The following is a 14,844-nucleotide window of genomic DNA, read 5'->3' on the forward strand; positions in this document are numbered from 1 at the left end:
CTGCCCTGCCGAATTCCATGTTTCTTCCATGAAATCAATGTGATGCGGCCGAATGTCGCATCGTCGCAAGGTTCGTGCGGCGGCCTCGGCAGCGACCGCGGCGGGTGCGCGGTTGACCGCGGCGCCGCGGGCCCCGATATCTGCGGGCGTGCCGACCCGGCCCAGCCCATCGGAGTTGCCATGACGGACCAGGCCCTCGTCGACGATCTCTTCTTCGGACGGACCGGAATGGACCCCGTCCGGGTCGACCGCGCCGTCGCCGAAGCGCTGCAGGGCATGGACGACGGCGAACTCTTCCTCGAGCATCGCCAGTCCGAGGGCCTGACCTTCGACGACGGCCGGCTGAAGAGCGCCAGCTTCGACACCAGCCAGGGATTCGGCCTGCGGGCGGTGTCGGGGGAGGCGACCGGATATGCGCATGCGGCCGAACTTTCCGAGGCGGCGATCCGGCGCGCGGGCGACACGGTCCGCGCCGTCCGCGGCGGACATGCGGGCGTGCTCGCGGCGCCGCCGCCCGGCACCAACCGCAGCCTCTACGGCGACTTCAATCCGCTGTCGCAGGTGCCGTTCGCCGACAAGGTGAAGCTGCTGGCCGAGATCGACGCCTATGCCCGCGCCCGCGACCCGCGCGTGCGCCAGGTGTCGGCGTCCCTGACCGGGTCCTGGCAGGCGGTGGCGATCGTCCGGCCGGACGGCGCCCGGTTCGCCGACGTGCGGCCGCTGGTGCGGCTCAACGTCTCGCTGGTGGTCGGCGACGGCGACCGCATGGAGGCCGGCAGCCAGGGCGTCGGCGGCCGTCTTCCCTACGCGCGCTTCATCGACCCCGCGGCGTGGCAGGGCCAGGTCGACGAGGCCCTGCGCCAGGCGCTCGTCAACCTCGACGCCGTGGCCGCCCCGGCCGGCGAGATGACGGTCGTGCTCGGCCCCGGATGGCCGGGCGTGCTGCTGCACGAGGCCGTCGGACATGGGCTGGAGGGGGACTTCAACCGCAAGAAGACGTCCGTCTTCTCCGGCCTCGTCGGCCAGCGGGTGGCGTCGAAGGGCGTGACCGTCGTCGACGACGGCACCATGCCCGACCGCCGCGGCTCGATCACGGTCGACGACGAGGGCACGCCCAGCGGCCGCACCGTGCTGATCGAGGACGGCATCCTGGTCGGCTTCATGCAGGACCGCATGAACGCCCGCCTGATGGGCGCCCGACCGACCGGCAACGGCCGCCGCGAGAGCCATGCCCATGCCGTCATGCCGCGCATGACCAACACGATCATGCTGTCGGGCGCGCACGACCCGGCCGAGATCCTGGCCAGCGTTCCCAACGGCCTCTATGCCGTCAATTTCGGCGGCGGGCAGGTCGACATCACCTCGGGCAAGTTCGTCTTCTCCTGCACCGAGGCCTACCGCATCGAGAACGGCCGCCTCGGGGCGCCGGTCAAGGGCGCGACGCTGATCGGCAACGGGCCCGACGCGATGACCCGGATCGCCATGATCGGCAACGACATGCGCCTCGACGACGGCGTCGGAACCTGCGGCAAGGACGGCCAGTCGGTGCCGGTCGGGGTCGGCCAGCCGACCCTCCGGATCGACGGATTGACGGTCGGTGGCACCGCCGCGTAATACTCGATCTTGGTCGAGTCAGGCGCCGAGAATACGAGATTTGGCGTCCGCGCCGGCCATTGGAAGGTGATCCCCATGCTGCTGTCGAAGTCCCTGCGCGCCGCGACCCTGGCCGTCGCCGGCGTGTTCCTCGTGTCCGCCCTCCCCGCCGCCGCGGCCCCGGTGCTGCCGTCGGCGAAGCCTGCCGGCCTCGAGCAGTCGAGCGCCTTCGAGCCGGCGGCGACCGCGAAGAAGAAGGCCAAGAAGAAGGTCGCCAAGAAGAAGACCGCCGCCAAGAAGCGCGTGGCCTGAGCCGGATGGAACGGCCGGGTCCGGGGCATCCGGGCCCGGCCCCCCATCCCGAGCCGGCCGGGCCGGCCGGGGCCGACGCCCTGGCGCTGCGGCCGGCGACGCCGGCGGACGCGGCGATGATCGCCGCCATCCATGTCCGAAGCTGGCGGGCGGTCTATCGCGGGATTCTTCCCGACGCCTATCTCGACGACGCGGCCGACGCCGAGCGCCTGGACCACTGGTCGCGAATGCTCGACCGCCCCGATCCCTCCCTCCTGGTGCTGCTGCTGACCGGCGCGGACGGCGTCCTGGGGTTCGTCGCGGGCCGCATGCCGGCCGACGACGGCTATGATTCCTACATCGACAATCTGCACGTCGATCCGGCCCGCCGCGGCGGCGGGCTCGGCCGACGGCTGCTCGGCGCCGCCGCCGAGGCGTTCCTCGCGCGCGGCGCCCGCAACCTCTTCCTCTGGCTCTTCGACGGCAACGCGCCGGCGGGCCGCTTCTATGCCCGCCTCGGCGGCGTGGTCGCCGAGCACGATTTCGACGATTTCGCGGGCGCGCGGATACCGCACACGCGCATCGTCTTCCCCGATCTCGCCGCGCTGGCGGCAGCGTGCCGAAGCGGGACGGGAACTCCGGCAGCGCCCGGCGGTTGATGCTTGCGTCGATCCGAAAAGGAGAGCCGCAATGCGTAGCCTGCGAACGATCGCCCTGCTCGCCCCTCTGGCGCTCGCCGCCTGCGGGGGTGGCGAGGACAGGACCGTGGTCGTGAACCCCGCTCCCGCCGCCCAGGCGCCGGCCGCCACGGTCCAGCCGGGCACCACCGTCGTCGTGCCGCCGAGCGCGACCGTGACCCGCGTCTGCCCGCCGGGCGCGGTGACCTGCTAGGCCGCGTGGGCGGGGGTCGACGCCGGAGCGGCGCCCCCCGCCCCGCGTCCTCAGTACGCCTCCTCGACGTAGGCGGGGTCGACCGACCCGCCCCAGCGCGTCGCGAAGGCTTCCAGCATGTCGTCCGCCGGCGTCCGGCCGCGCTCCACGATCCGGTGGAGCGCGTCCAGGTGGGTGGTCTCGTCCTCGCCGCCGCGGCTGAGGCGCGCGCGCCGGCGCAGGCCGTCGGTGGCGATCGCCAGCACCCGGCCGGCCAGTTCGCGCACCGTCTCGCCGCGGAAGGGCGTCGCCAGTGCGTGCCGCGGCACGTCCGCCCGGAGCGCCGCATGCTCCGCCGGCGACCAGTCCCGGCAGAGATCCCAGGCGGCGTCCAGCGCGGTGCCGTCGTAGAGCAAGCCGACCCACAGCGCCGGCAAGGCGCAGAGTCGCGCCCAGGGCCCGGAATCGGCCCCCCGCATCTCCAGGAACTTCTTCAGCCGCACTTCCGGGAATGCGGTCGTCATGTGGTCGACCCAGTCGCTCATCAGCGGGATCTCGCCGGGTCGGGCCGGCAGCCGGCCGGCGATGAAGTCGCGGAAGGACTGGCCGCTGGCGTCGATGTAGCGGCCGTCGCGGTAGACGAAGTACATCGGCACGTCGAGCATCCAGTCGACATAGCGCTCGAAGCCGAAGCCGTCCTCGAAGACGAAGGGCAGCGTGCCGCAGCGATCGGGGTCGGTGTCGGTCCAGATGTGGCTGCGGTAGCTGCGGAACCCGTTGGGGCGCCCCTCGGAGAAGGGCGAGTTGGCGAAGAGCGCGGTCGCCACCGGCTGCAGGGCCAGCGAGACGCGGAACTTCTTCACCATGTCCGCTTCGGATTCGAAGTCCAGGTTCACCTGCACCGTCGACGTGCGCAGCATCATGTCGAGGCCGAGGCTGCCCTTCTTCGGCATGTACTCGCGCATGATCTTGTAGCGGCCCTTGGGCATCCACGGGATGTCGGCCCGCGCCCATTTCGGGTTGAAGCCGAGGCCCAGCATCCCGATGCCGAGACGATCGCCGACCGTGCGGCACTCGGCAAGGTGGCGGTGCACCTCGTCGCAGGTCTGGTGGATCGTCTCCAGCGGCGCGCCCGACAGCTCGAACTGGCCGCCCGGTTCCAGGCTGACCGAGGCGCCGTCGCGCGCGAGCGCGATGACGTTGCCGTTCTCCTCGACCCGCTGCCAGCCGAACTCGGTCAGGCCGCCGAGGAGGGCGCCGATGCCGCTCGGGCCCTCGTAGGGCAGCGGCCGCAGATCCCCCCGCGAGAAGGCGAACTTCTCGTGCTCGGTCCCGATCCGCCATGCCGAGGGCGGCTTGCTGCCGGCGGCGATGTACTCGACCAGTTGGCGCTTTTCCGTGATCGGTGCGCCGCTCGCGGCGGGAGGTGCAGCCATCGGTCTTCCCAGGGGGTCGTTGGTGGATGTCGAAGAGGTGCCGGATCGCACCGGCCGCTGAGCCTGCCGGGCTAGGCGGGCGGGGGATGTCTCGGTCGCCCCTCCCGCCAGTCGCCGCGCAGCGCCTGCAGGACGGAGAGCGCGGCAAGCGCGGCGGTGTCGGCGCGAAGCACCCGGGGGCCGAGGCTGGCGGGGCTAACAAACGGCAGTTCGCGCAACCGGTCAAGCTCGGCCCGGGCGAAGCCGCCTTCCGGGCCGGTGAGCACCGCCCACGGGCCGGCATGTTCGGTCGCCGCCAGCACGTCGGCGACCGGCTCGGCCGCACCCGACTCGTCGCCGAGCAGGATCCGGCGCCCCGGCTGCCAGCCGGCGAGCGCCTGGTCGAGGCCGGCGACCGCAAAGACCTCCGGCACCGACAGGCGTCCCGTCTGTTCGGCGGCTTCGCGCGCGTTGGCGGCCAGGCGCTCGACGTTGACCCGCTCGACCGCGGTATGCCGGGTGAATACCGGCCACAGCGCCGATGCGCCGAGTTCGGTTGCCTTCTCGGCCAGGAAGTCGAGGCGGGCCCGCTTGATCGGGGCGAAGACGAGCCAGAGGTCGGGCTCGCTGGCCTGCGGCCGTGTCCGCAATACCGGAACCGCCGACGCACGGCCCTTCCCGATCGCATCCAATCGGGCCAGCCACTCGCCGTCGCGGCCGTTGAAGAGCGCCACGTGATCGCCGGGCGCGAGGCGCAGGACGGAACGCAGGAGATGGGCCTGGGCCTCGTCGAGCCCGACGGCGACGCCGGCCGCGAGGTCCGCCGCGACATGAAGCCGGGTCTGTGCGCGAGGCGGAGCGGTCATGGTCGACGCGGGGGGCCCGGGGGATGGCAGGGGCGGCGGATACTGCCGCCCCGCGACCGTTCGGACAAGCCTCGGCGCTTGTGCCCCGCCGTGCCGCCGATCACATTCGCGCCATGACCGACGCCCGACCCGCCGCCACGACCGGCAGCCGCGCCGACGCCGCCGACATCGCTCGCGACGGCTGGGTCGACCGGCTGCTGCCGGCCGCCGTCCGCCCCTATGCCCGGCTGGCGCGGCTCGACCGGCCGATCGGCACCTGGCTGCTGCTCTTTCCGGGCTGGTGGGCGATCGCGCTCGCCGCCGCACCCGGGACCGTGCCGGACTGGCGGCTGCTGGCGCTCTTCGCCATCGGAGCCCTCGTGATGCGCGGCGCCGGCTGCACGATCAACGACATCGTCGACCGGGACTTCGACGCGCGGGTGGCGCGCACCCGCACGCGGCCGATTCCCGCCGGCGAAGTGTCGGTGCGGCAGGCCGTCGCCTTTCTCGGCCTGCAGTGCCTGATCGGGCTCTTGATCCTGCTCCGGCTGACGCCGACCGCGATCATGCTCGGCGTCGGCGTGCTGGCGCTCATCGTCGCCTATCCGTTCATGAAGCGGGTCACCTGGTGGCCGCAGCTCTTCCTCGGGCTCACCTTCAACTGGGGCGCCGTGCTCGGATGGGCCGCCGTTTCCGACGGGGTGCCGCCGGCGGCCCTGCTGCTCTACGCGGGCGGCATCGCGTGGACGCTCGGCTACGACACGATCTATGCCCACCAGGACAAGGAAGACGACGTCCTGATCGGGGTGAAGTCGTCGGCGCTGGCGCTGGGCGAGCGCACGCGGCCATGGCTCTTCGTCTTCTACGCGGCGGCGCTCGCCCTCTTCGCGGCGGCCGGCAGCGCCGCCGGCGCGGGCTGGGGCTACTGGGCCGGCCTCGCCGTCGCCCTGGCGATCCTGGCCCGCCAGGCGGCGACGGTCGACATCGACGATCCGGCCGACTGCAGGCGGCATTTCCACGCCAACCGCTGGGTCGGGTGGGCGGTCTTCGCGGGCGCGGTGGCCGATCGCCTTCTGGGATAGTCGCTGCCCCGGAATTTCCGCGATCGCGTCATGAACCGACCCGCGGGGTGGTGCGACCTAGGGGCGTAACGTTCTTGCCCCGATGGGACGCCCGCCATGACCCGCTGGATCCTCGCCATCTTCGTCCTGGTCGCCACCGCCGCCCCCGTCGTCGGCGACCGCAGCGCGGCCGACCGGGCGCTGCGCGGCGGCGACCGGGCCGAGGCGGTGCGGATCTGGGCGGCGCAGGCCGGCCAGGGCGACCGCGACGCGCAGCAGCGGCTGGCCTATGCCCTCGAGGAGGGGCTGGGTGTCACGGCGGACGGCGCCGCCGCGGCCCGCTGGTACCTCGCCGCGGCCCGGCAGGGCCATGTCGGGGCGCAGACGGCGATCGCTTCCATGTTCCACGAGGGCCGCGGGGTCGAGCAGGACGCGACCGAGGCCTTCGTCTGGGCCATGGCCGCCGCCGAGCAGGGCAGCGCCGCGGCCGCCCATCTGCTGGGCCGCCTCTACCTGGAAGGCGACGCGGTCGCCGCCGATCCCGCAATGGCCTTCCGCTGGTTCTTCGTCGCCGAGCGGCTGGGCCACGTCTCCGCCGCCCATGACCGGCGCCGGTCCGGCCGGCTGCTGACGATCGAGGCCCGCCGCGAAATCCGGGCGGACATCGTCCAGCAGATCGCCTACTGAGATCGCCGGCCCGGCTCCGGACCACCCAGCCGGCGCACCAGGAGGAGGCCCAGCAACCCGACCGGCGCCAGGTGCGCGAACCCCACCCACCAGGCGATGTCCGGGTGAGCGGACGCGAGATCGAGGGCCAGGCCGACGCCGATCGGGCCGACGAGGCCGCCGGCATAGCCGGCCATGCTGTGCAGGCCCATGGTGGCCCCGCGCAGCTCCCGGTCGGCAGCCTGGACGGTGCCGGCGGTCAGCGCCGAACTGTCGAGATAGGCAAGGCCGAGCCAGAGGATGACCAGCCCCGCCGCCAGCCACGGCCGATCGGGCGCCACCCAGCCGATGACCAGTGCCACCACCGCCCCGCCCGTCATCGCCACCGTGACGAGGCCGCGCCGGCCGAGCCGGATCGCCGCCTCGTTGCCGGCGAGCGAGCAGAGGATGCCCACGATCCCTGCCACCGTGAAGACGAAGGTCGGGCCGGGGCCGGCACCGTCGGCGAAGGTGGCGGCGAGGAAGGTGACGCCCCAGGCGCGCACCGCCGCCATCTCCCAGGTGTGGACCGCGTAGCCGGCGATCCAGCCCATGGCCCGGCGGTTGCGGAACACCGGCCGGAAATCGAAGAGGCGGCGCGGTGCCGCCGGTCCGGATGGCTGGCTGCCCGGAAACCCGCAAGCAGCCACCAGGAGCGCGAACAGGGCGGCGAACCCGGCGAACAGGAAGGCCGCATCCGGGCCGGCAAAGGCCGCGATGCCGCCGGCGACACCGAACGACAGGGCGCTGGCCGCACCGACCCCGGCGGCGTGCCAGGACACCGCCCGTGCCTGGCGGTCGCCCTCGAAGCGGTCGGCCAGGATCTTGAGTCCCGGCATGTAGGCGCCGGCCCAGCCGACGCCGGCGAGGGCGCGGCACGCCAGGCCACTCCAGAAACCGTCGGCGAGAAGCGCGAAGCCGAGATGGGCCGCCGCCGTCAGGCCGGCACCCAGCAGGTAGACCCGGCGCGCCGCGACGCGGTCGGTCAGCGCCAGCAGCACCGGCACGCTGACGACATAGCCGGCATAGAAGATGCCGACGAGCCAGCCGGCGTCGGCGGAACCGAGGCTCCAGCGCGCCATGTAGGCGGGCAGGAGGGCCGGCAGCGCGAAGGCGCCGATCTGTGTCCCGACCTGGGCGGCGACCACGGCCGCCAACAGCCGGCCGCCCCGGGCGCTCATCCCCGCCGTCGCCACAAACGCAACGGGCGGGCCGAAGCCCGCCCGCCCGGATCAGTCAATGGACGACCGGCGGTCAGTGCAGTCGCTTGGGAAGTTCCGCCGCGGCCTGGTCGATCAGCGCGTCCGACCGGTTCCGGTCGAGATTCTCGACCAGCAGCCGGCGGGTCGCCGCCAGCGCGGCATCGACCGTCGCCGCCCGCACCTCGGCCAGCGCCTGCGCCTCGCCCTGGGCGATGCGGTCGAGGGCGAGCTGGCGCCGACGGGCGATCTGCTGGTTCAGGTCGGCCTCGGCCTGGGCCTTCATCCGCTCGGCCTCGGCCTTGGCGTGCGCGACGATGGCCTCGGCCTCCGACAGCGCCTCCGCCTGCCGGCGCTGGTACTCGGCGAGCGTTCGCTGTGCCTCCTCGCGCAGCCGGCGCGCCTCCTCGAGCTGCGAGCGGACCTTCGCCGCATGGCCGTCGAGCATCGCCGCCAGCGCCTTGCCGGCCGGCTTCCACACCAGCGCGACGAAGATGACGAAGGAGACGAGGACCCAGAATTCGGGGGTCGAGAACATCAGGCGCGGCCTCCGGCCTCGGCATCCACGGCGGCCGCCGCCCTGCCGGCATCGACGTCGAAGCCGCCGACGCGCCGGACCGCCGCCACCGCGACCTCCGCCGCGACGGAGCGGACGTTCGCCATCGCCGCCTGCTTGGCGGAGGCGATGCGGGCGTCCGCGTCGATCGCCTCACGCTGCAGCACCGCCGCCGCTTCCTTCTCGCGCGCTTCGGCGACCGCCTGCACGGACGCGGTCGCGGCGCGGGCCTCGGCCTGCGCCTTGCCGCGCGCCTCGGCGAGTGCCTTCTCGTAGGCCTGCATCACCGCCTCCGATTCCGCGCGCGCCTCTTCGGCCCGGCGGAGATCGTCGTTGATGTGGTCGGCCCGCGTCTCCAGCACCTCGGCCACCCGCGGCAGCGCCACCTTGGCCATCAGCACGTAGAGAACGGCGAAGGTAATGGCGAGCCAGATGATCTGCGGCGCGAACTTCGTCGCGTCGAGCTGCGGCATCCCGCCGCCCGACTGCCCTTCCGCCGCCACGGCCGCGGTCGCGGCGAAGGCGCACGCCAGGGCCGCACCGAGCGCTGCGAACCGACCAGCCATCACCGGCATTCCCTTGCCTTTGCGATCAGGCGAAGAGAATGAGGAAGGCGATCAGCAGCGCGAAGAGGGCGACGGCCTCGGTCAGCGCGAAGCCCAGAATGCCGATCGGGAACACCTGCTCGCGGGCCGCCGGGTTGCGGGCGATCGCGGCGATCAGGTTGGAGAAGATGTTGCCGATGCCGACACCGACACCGAGCAGGGCGATGACGGCGATACCGGCACCGATGGCCTTGGCGGCTGCGACTTCCATGGGACTGGTCCTTCTGTCTCAGTGAACGTTGCGACGGAAGCGCGCCGATCGCTCCGGCCGGGGCCGGACCGCCGGACGCGCGGCCGTCAATGGAGGTGGATCGCGTCGTGGAGGTAGAGGCAGGTGAGGATCGTGAAGACGTAGGCCTGCAGCACCGCCACCAGAACCTCGAACCCGGTCAGGGCGACGTTCACGGCGAGCGGCGCGAAGCCGAAGATGCCCATCAGCACCGTGAACATCGCGAACACCTTCAGCATCGTGTGACCCGCCATCATGTTGGCGAAGAGACGGATCGACAGGCTGACCGGGCGCGACAAGTACGACAGGATCTCGATCGGGATGATGAGGGGCGCCATCGCGACCGGCGCCCCCTGCGGGAAGAAGTAGCTGAAGAAGTGCAGCCCGTGCCGGGCCAGCGCCACCAGGGTCACCACCACGAACACGAACGCGGCGAGCGCGAAGGTCACGATGATGTGGCTGGTGAAGGTGAAGCTGTAGGGGATCATCCCCAGCAGATTGCCGAACAGGATGAACATGAAGAGCGAGAAGACCAGCGGGAAATACTGCCGGCCCTTGCTGCCGACGTTCTCGCGTACCATTCCCGCCACGAACTCGTAGGAGAGTTCGGCCATCGACTGCCAGCGGCCGGGAACCAGGGCGCGGCCGCGCATGCCGCCGACCAGGAACACGGTGATCGCCGCGACGGCGATCGCCATGAACAGCGAAGCGTTCGTGAAGGAGGCATCCGTGCTGCCGATGGTGATCGGCACCAGGCGCTTCACCTCGAACTGCTCGAGCGGTCCTGCCAACTTCCGTCCCCCTTCAGTCGCGGCCCTCGGGGCCGCGAGTCTCGTCCCGCACCGACCCCGGCGCCTGCTCGGCGGGCGGCGGGGCGGAAACCATGCCCATTCTCGTCACCAGCCGCCACACGTTCAACGCGCCGGCGACGGCACCGAGAAAGAAGAACAGCACCAGGAACATCGGCATCGTCCCGAAGCTGTGGTCGAGAAGCCAGCCGATGCCGACCCCCACGACCAGAGCCGACACGAGATCGACCCCGATGCGAAACGCCCAGCCGAGGGATGATCGCGGCGCATCCGACGCCCGGCCCCCGGTCCCGCCGCCACCGCCCTGCCGGCTGCGCGCCTCCGCGAGGCGCTCGGCCAACTCCTTCGGTGACAGGGTACGTCGCGGCTCGGTCATGAAGACGGCGCACCACCCCCGCTCGATCGAGGACTATTCCTCGCCGAGGCGCGCGGACACTAGGGACGGGGGTATTCCCTGTCAAGCCTCAAAACCGGCATGGCAAGACTTTGAAACGACACGCTTATCGCGATCCGCCCGCGGCCCCTCCGCGGCGCCGCGGCAGCAGGTCGCAGCGGCCGGCGGGCGCCGCTCAGCCGGTCTGGCGGATGCGTTCGGCCGCCTGGAGATCGACCGAGACCAGCTGCGACACCCCGCGCTCGACCATCGTCACGCCGAACAGCCGGTCCATCCGCGCCATGGTGATGCGGTGATGGGTGATGACGAGGAAGCGGGTCCCGGTCTGGGCGGAGATGCGCGAGACGAGGGCGCAGAAGCGGTCGACGTTGGCATCGTCGAGCGGGGCGTCGACCTCGTCCAGCACGCAGATCGGCGACGGATTGGTCTGGAAGACCGCGAACAGCAGGGCGAGCGCCGTCAGCGCCTGCTCGCCGCCCGAGAGCAGCGACATCACCTGGAGCTTCTTGCCCGGCGGGCTCGCCATGATCTCCAGCCCCGCGTCCAGCGGGTCCTCGGCCTCGGTCATGGCGAGATGGGCACGGCCGCCGCCGAACAGCCCGACGAAGAGTTCCTGGAAGTGCGCGTTGACCTTGTCGAAGGAGGCGAGCAGCCGCTCGCGCCCCTCGCGGTTGAGGGCGGCGATGCCCTGGCGCAGGCGCTGGATGGCGCCCGTCAGGTCCGCCCGCTCGGCGACCAGCCCCTGGATGCGGCCGTCGACCTCGGTCGCCTCCTGCTCGGCCATCAGGTTGACCGGCCCGATCGCCTCGCGCTCGCGCAGCAGGCGCTCCAGCCGACGCTCGACGTCCGCCGCATCTTGCGTCGCCTGCCCGTCCTCGACCGCCGCCAGCCCCGGCAGATCCTCCGGCGTCGCCTCGACGCGCTCCTGGATGCGCGCCAGCAGCGTCAGGCGGGCATGGACGGCATGCTGCAGCGCCGCCTCGGCCCGCACCCGCTCCTCGCGCGCGGTCGACCAGGCCGCCTCGGCCGCCTTGACCCGGCGCTGCGCCTCCGCGTGCCCGGCCTCGGCGGCCGACAGCGCCGCGGCCGCGGCGGCACGCGCCGCGGCGGCCGCATCGGCGCGTGCCGCCAGGGCATCGCGCTCGCGGGCGATCTCGTCCGGACGGCCCGCCAGGGCCTCGTCCTCGGCCCGGGCGGCGGCGGCACGGTCCGTCAGGGTCGCGATCTGGGCGGCGGCGGCCTCGCTGCGACCCTGCCAGCCGGTGCGTTCGGCCTCGATCCGGGCGAGGCGCTCGCGCCGCGCGACCGCCTCGCGGACCAGCCGGTCGTGCGCGCTCTGCCGCTCCGCCTGCTGCAGGCGGAGATCGGCGAGGTGCCGGCGCAGGCGGTCGACCTCCTCCCGCCCGGCCCGGGTGTCGGGCAGGGCCGCGCGTTCGGCCGCGATCGCGTCGACCGCCGCCTGGGCCTCGGCGGTCTCGGCCGCGATCCGCTCCAGCCGGGCGGCGACGGCGGACAGCCGGCTCGCCGTCTGCGCCGCCTCGCGCTCCAGCGCCGCCAGCCGGTCGCGGCTGCGGGCGAACGCGGTCAGCGCCGCCGACTGGGCGTCGCGCGCCGCCCGTTCGTCCTGCTGCGCCGCCCGGCGCGCCGCATCGGCGTCGGCCGCTTCGCGGCGCAGGCGCTGGGCGTCGGCATCGGCATCGGCGAAGAGCCGCGACACCTCGGCGAGGCGATTGCGCTGCCCGAGCCGCTGGGCGGCGGCGGACGGCGTGCCGGCCGCGACCGAGACCCCGTCCCAGCGCCAGAGATCGCCGGCGCGGGTGACGAGGCGCTGGCCGGGCGACAGCGACGGGGCGAGGCGCTGGCCGGTCTCGCGATCGGCGACGATGCCGATCTGGCCGAGGCGGCGGGCCATCGCCGGCGGCCCGGAGACGTGGCGATCGAGCGGCTCGGCGCCGTCCGGGAGGACCGGCGGGGCCGGATAGGGCGGATAGGCCGTCCAGCGGGCAGCCCCGATCCCCTCGGCCGGGATTTCCAGATCGTCGCCGAGCGCGGCGCCGAGCGCCGCCTCGAAACCGGCCGCGACCGCCATGGCGTCGACGATCGGCGGGCCGCCGGGCGTGACGCGCGTCAGGAGCCGCTCCAGGGCGGTGCGCTCGGCGTTGAATTCGGTCCGCCTGCCCTCGGCCGCGCGCAGGGCCTGGGCCGCGCCGGCCTGGACCGCCTCGGCCGCGTTCCAGGCGGTCGCCGCCTCGGCGGCCCTGGCCCGTTCGGCCTCGACCCGCGACTCCGCGTCGGCGGCGGCCTGTCGCGCGGCGGCCATCGCCTCCTCGGCGATCGCCGCGGCGGCCCACTGCGCGCGCTCCCGCTCGGCCGCCTCGCCGTCGCGCCGGAGCCGCGCCAGCCGCTCCCCGGCGGCCGCCGCCTGGCGGTCCAGGGCCACCCTCCGGGCTTCCTCGGCTGCCGTCCGCTGCGTCGCCTCGGCCAGCAGGCGGTCCTGCCGGGCGACCGCCTCCTTGGCCTCGCGCAGCACCACCAGCGCGGCCTCGATCACCTCGGTCTCGCCGATGCCGCCGGCCCGGTTGTCGGCCGCCTCGGCATCGAGGCGCGCGAGCGCGGCGACGGAGTCGGCCGCGAAGCCGCGCTCGCGGCGCTCGTCGGCGGCGAGTTGCGCCAGCCGCTCGGCGAGTTGCGCCCGCGCGGCGGCGACCCGCGTCGCCTCGGCCTCCAGCGCCTGGCGCTCGACCGCGAGGTTCTGCACCTGCTGCTGCGCCGCGCTCGCCCGCTCGCGCAGGTCCGGCAGCGCGGCAGCCGCCGCCTCCTCGTGCGCGGCCGCCAGGGTCGCGGTCTCGGCGCGCTCGTCGACGGTCCGGCCGGCGGCGTGCAGCGCCGCCTCGGCCGCCGTCTCCGCCGCCGTCGCCGCCTGCCACTGGCGGTGCAGCAGCAGCGCCTCGGTGCGGCGGATCTGCTCGCCGACCTTGCGGTAGCGCGTCGCCTGGCGCGCCTGCCGCCGGAGCTGCTCGAGCTGGGTGTCCAGCGTCGCCAGCACGTCGTCGAGGCGGGTCAGGTTCTGCTCGGCGGCGCGCAGCCGCAGCTCCGCCTCGTGCTTGCGGGCATGCAGGCCGGCGATGCCGGCCGCCTCCTCGAGGAGGCCGCGGCGCTCCTCCGGCTTGGCGTTGATGATGGCGCCGACGCGGCCCTGGCTGACGAGGCTCGACGATTGCGGGCCGGTGCCGAGGTCGGCGAACAGCGTCTGGACGTCGCGCTGGCGCGTCTCGCGGCCGTTGAGGCGGTAGATGGAGCCGCCGCCGCGCTCGATCCGGCGCGCGACCTCGATCTCCGGCACCTCGGCCAGGAGGGCGGGCCCGGTGCGGCTCGAATTGTCGAGCAGCACCGTGACCTCGGCGACGTTGCGCGCCGGGCGCGCCGTGGTGCCGCCGAAGATGAGGTCGTCCATCTCGCCGCCGCGCATCCGGCGGGCCGAGTTCTCGCCCATGACCCAGCGCAGGGCCTCGACGAGGTTGGACTTGCCGCAGCCGTTGGGTCCGACGATTCCGGTCAGGCCCGGCTCGATCCACAGTTCGGTCGGGTCGACGAACGACTTGAACCCGGCCAGACGCAGCTTGGCGAAGTGGACCGCCGCGCGCTGCGCCGCCCCGTCGCCCTCCGCCGGGCCGGGACCGGGCCCGGCCTCGGGCGGCCGGGCCGGCGCGCTGCCGTCCGCCATTCGGGATCAGCTCCCGGAGGCGACCTTCTTGAGGACGCGGTCCAGCTCCTCGTAGGAGGCGGCACCGCGGAACAGCTCGCCCTGGATGACGAAGCTCGGCGTCGCCTCGATCCGGTACTGCTGCTGGCCCTCGAAGGCGCGCGCCAGCACGGCCTTCTGCAGCTCCTCGTTCTTCATGCAGGCATCGAACGCGTCCTGCGACAGGCCGGAGAGGCGGCCGATGCCGGACAGCGCCGCCAGGGGATCGCGCGCCCGCGACCAGTTGTCCTGGTTCTTGAACAGGATGTCGACGACCGGGAAGTAGCGCTCCGGCGGCAGGCAGCGCGCCATCATCGCCGCGCGCAGCGCCAGGCCGTCGAGCGGAAAGTCGCGGAAGACCAGCTTCGCCTTGCCGGTGTCGAGCCAGTTCTCCTTCAGCTTCGGCAGCGTGTCCTTGTGGAAGGCCGCGCAATGGACGCAGGTGAGGGAGGCAAATTCGTAGATGGTGACCGGCGCGTCCGGCTTGCCGATGACCCGGTCCGCCATCATGGCGTCGACCGTCGGCGCCT

16 protein-coding genes are annotated in these 14,844 nt (G+C 73.4%); 6 read left to right on the plus strand and 10 right to left on the minus strand.

The genetic code is table 11. The features are described from left to right. Nucleotides 1-180 precede the first annotated feature (180 nt). From tldD to ACE3Q3_RS06050, 4 genes are all read left to right on the plus strand, one after another. Nucleotides 181-1,614 (plus strand): metalloprotease TldD, encoded by a 1,434-nt coding sequence (tldD, locus tag ACE3Q3_RS06035; protein WP_374443464.1) that lies wholly within the window; start codon nt 181-183, stop codon nt 1,612-1,614. Nucleotides 1,615-1,689: 75 nt separating this feature from the next. Next, nucleotides 1,690-1,905: a hypothetical protein gene (locus ACE3Q3_RS06040; protein ID WP_374443467.1), complete on the plus strand. Its 216-nt coding sequence runs from the start codon at nt 1,690-1,692 to the stop codon at nt 1,903-1,905. Between the two features lie 5 nt (nt 1,906-1,910). Beyond that, a complete protein-coding gene (locus ACE3Q3_RS06045) occupies nt 1,911-2,543 on the plus strand; it encodes an N-acetyltransferase family protein (protein WP_374443470.1) in 633 nt (210 codons plus the stop codon). 31 nt (nt 2,544-2,574) lie between these two features. After that, a complete protein-coding gene (locus ACE3Q3_RS06050) occupies nt 2,575-2,775 on the plus strand; it encodes a hypothetical protein (protein ID WP_374443471.1) in 201 nt (66 codons plus the stop codon). A 50-nt stretch (nt 2,776-2,825) separates the two neighbouring features. On the opposite strand, the gene ACE3Q3_RS06055 is transcribed toward ACE3Q3_RS06050, so the two are convergent. Together ACE3Q3_RS06055 and ACE3Q3_RS06060 are read right to left on the minus strand one after the other, a co-directional pair. Beyond that, entirely contained in the window at nt 2,826-4,190 is a 1,365-nt protein-coding gene (locus tag ACE3Q3_RS06055) for a glutamate--cysteine ligase (protein WP_374443474.1), read from the minus strand. Between the two features lie 71 nt (nt 4,191-4,261). Further along, nucleotides 4,262-5,035 carry a 16S rRNA (uracil(1498)-N(3))-methyltransferase gene (locus ACE3Q3_RS06060; RefSeq protein ID WP_374443477.1) on the minus strand — a complete coding sequence of 258 codons (774 nt, stop codon included), beginning with the start codon at nt 5,033-5,035 and terminating at the stop codon, nt 4,262-4,264. A 113-nt stretch (nt 5,036-5,148) separates the two neighbouring features. On the opposite strand from ACE3Q3_RS06060, the gene ubiA reads away from it, so the two are divergent. Continuing rightward, nucleotides 5,149-6,096, plus strand: a complete 948-nt coding sequence (gene ubiA, locus ACE3Q3_RS06065) for a 4-hydroxybenzoate octaprenyltransferase (protein ID WP_374443480.1) — start codon at nt 5,149-5,151, stop codon at nt 6,094-6,096. A gap of 96 nt (nt 6,097-6,192) precedes the next feature. Continuing rightward, nucleotides 6,193-6,762 carry a tetratricopeptide repeat protein gene (locus ACE3Q3_RS06070; RefSeq protein WP_374443482.1) on the plus strand — a complete coding sequence of 190 codons (570 nt, stop codon included), beginning with the start codon at nt 6,193-6,195 and terminating at the stop codon, nt 6,760-6,762. Here ACE3Q3_RS06070 and ACE3Q3_RS06075 read toward each other — a convergent pair. The 8 genes from ACE3Q3_RS06075 to ACE3Q3_RS06110 form a co-directional block, all read right to left on the minus strand. Beyond that, the gene (locus ACE3Q3_RS06075) at nt 6,756-7,961 is read right to left on the minus strand and encodes an MFS transporter (RefSeq protein ID WP_374443485.1); all 1,206 of its coding nucleotides are present in this window, start codon (nt 7,959-7,961) and stop codon (nt 6,756-6,758) included. The genes ACE3Q3_RS06070 and ACE3Q3_RS06075 overlap by 7 nt on opposite strands. 73 nt (nt 7,962-8,034) lie before the next feature. Next, entirely contained in the window at nt 8,035-8,517 is a 483-nt protein-coding gene (locus ACE3Q3_RS06080) for a F0F1 ATP synthase subunit B (protein WP_374443486.1), read from the minus strand. After that, complete coding sequence (locus ACE3Q3_RS06085) at nt 8,517-9,101, minus strand: F0F1 ATP synthase subunit B' (protein ID WP_374443489.1); 585 nt, start codon at nt 9,099-9,101, stop codon at nt 8,517-8,519. Before ACE3Q3_RS06085 ends, ACE3Q3_RS06080 begins: the two co-directional genes overlap by 1 nt. A gap of 25 nt (nt 9,102-9,126) precedes the next feature. After that, the gene (locus ACE3Q3_RS06090) at nt 9,127-9,351 is read right to left on the minus strand and encodes an ATP synthase subunit C family protein (protein WP_374443491.1); all 225 of its coding nucleotides are present in this window, start codon (nt 9,349-9,351) and stop codon (nt 9,127-9,129) included. Nucleotides 9,352-9,437: 86 nt separating this feature from the next. After that, entirely contained in the window at nt 9,438-10,160 is a 723-nt protein-coding gene (locus ACE3Q3_RS06095) for a F0F1 ATP synthase subunit A (RefSeq protein ID WP_374443493.1), read from the minus strand. 13 nt (nt 10,161-10,173) lie between these two features. Next, complete coding sequence (locus ACE3Q3_RS06100; RefSeq protein WP_374443496.1) at nt 10,174-10,554, minus strand: AtpZ/AtpI family protein; 381 nt, start codon at nt 10,552-10,554, stop codon at nt 10,174-10,176. 193 nt (nt 10,555-10,747) lie between these two features. Then, nucleotides 10,748-14,296 (minus strand): AAA family ATPase, encoded by a 3,549-nt coding sequence (locus ACE3Q3_RS06105; protein WP_374443499.1) that lies wholly within the window; start codon nt 14,294-14,296, stop codon nt 10,748-10,750. A gap of 6 nt (nt 14,297-14,302) precedes the next feature. Then, the coding region (locus ACE3Q3_RS06110) for a DsbA family protein (RefSeq protein ID WP_374443502.1) at nt 14,303-14,844 on the minus strand (542 nt) is incomplete at its 5' end.

It is taken from the genome of Allostella sp., from assembly GCF_041913585.1.
GTDB lineage: Bacteria > Pseudomonadota > Alphaproteobacteria > ATCC43930 > Allostellaceae > Allostella.

Bases quoted from the DNA above. Each gene is read 5' to 3' on its own strand.
- tldD (WP_374443464.1), top strand. From the start codon at position 181: ATGACGGACCAGGCCCTCGTCGACGATCTCTTCTTCGGACGGACCGGA.
- ACE3Q3_RS06040 (WP_374443467.1), top strand. From the start codon at position 1,690: ATGCTGCTGTCGAAGTCCCTGCGCGCCGCGACCCTGGCCGTCGCCGGC.
- ACE3Q3_RS06045 (WP_374443470.1), top strand. From the start codon at position 1,911: ATGGAACGGCCGGGTCCGGGGCATCCGGGCCCGGCCCCCCATCCCGAG.
- ACE3Q3_RS06050 (WP_374443471.1), top strand. From the start codon at position 2,575: ATGCGTAGCCTGCGAACGATCGCCCTGCTCGCCCCTCTGGCGCTCGCC.
- ACE3Q3_RS06055 (WP_374443474.1), bottom strand. From the start codon at position 4,190: ATGGCTGCACCTCCCGCCGCGAGCGGCGCACCGATCACGGAAAAGCGC.
- ACE3Q3_RS06060 (WP_374443477.1), bottom strand. From the start codon at position 5,035: ATGACCGCTCCGCCTCGCGCACAGACCCGGCTTCATGTCGCGGCGGAC.
- ubiA (WP_374443480.1), top strand. From the start codon at position 5,149: ATGACCGACGCCCGACCCGCCGCCACGACCGGCAGCCGCGCCGACGCC.
- ACE3Q3_RS06070 (WP_374443482.1), top strand. From the start codon at position 6,193: ATGACCCGCTGGATCCTCGCCATCTTCGTCCTGGTCGCCACCGCCGCC.
- ACE3Q3_RS06075 (WP_374443485.1), bottom strand. From the start codon at position 7,961: ATGAGCGCCCGGGGCGGCCGGCTGTTGGCGGCCGTGGTCGCCGCCCAG.
- ACE3Q3_RS06080 (WP_374443486.1), bottom strand. From the start codon at position 8,517: ATGTTCTCGACCCCCGAATTCTGGGTCCTCGTCTCCTTCGTCATCTTC.
- ACE3Q3_RS06085 (WP_374443489.1), bottom strand. From the start codon at position 9,101: ATGGCTGGTCGGTTCGCAGCGCTCGGTGCGGCCCTGGCGTGCGCCTTC.
- ACE3Q3_RS06090 (WP_374443491.1), bottom strand. From the start codon at position 9,351: ATGGAAGTCGCAGCCGCCAAGGCCATCGGTGCCGGTATCGCCGTCATC.
- ACE3Q3_RS06100 (WP_374443496.1), bottom strand. From the start codon at position 10,554: ATGACCGAGCCGCGACGTACCCTGTCACCGAAGGAGTTGGCCGAGCGC.
- ACE3Q3_RS06105 (WP_374443499.1), bottom strand. From the start codon at position 14,296: ATGGCGGACGGCAGCGCGCCGGCCCGGCCGCCCGAGGCCGGGCCCGGT.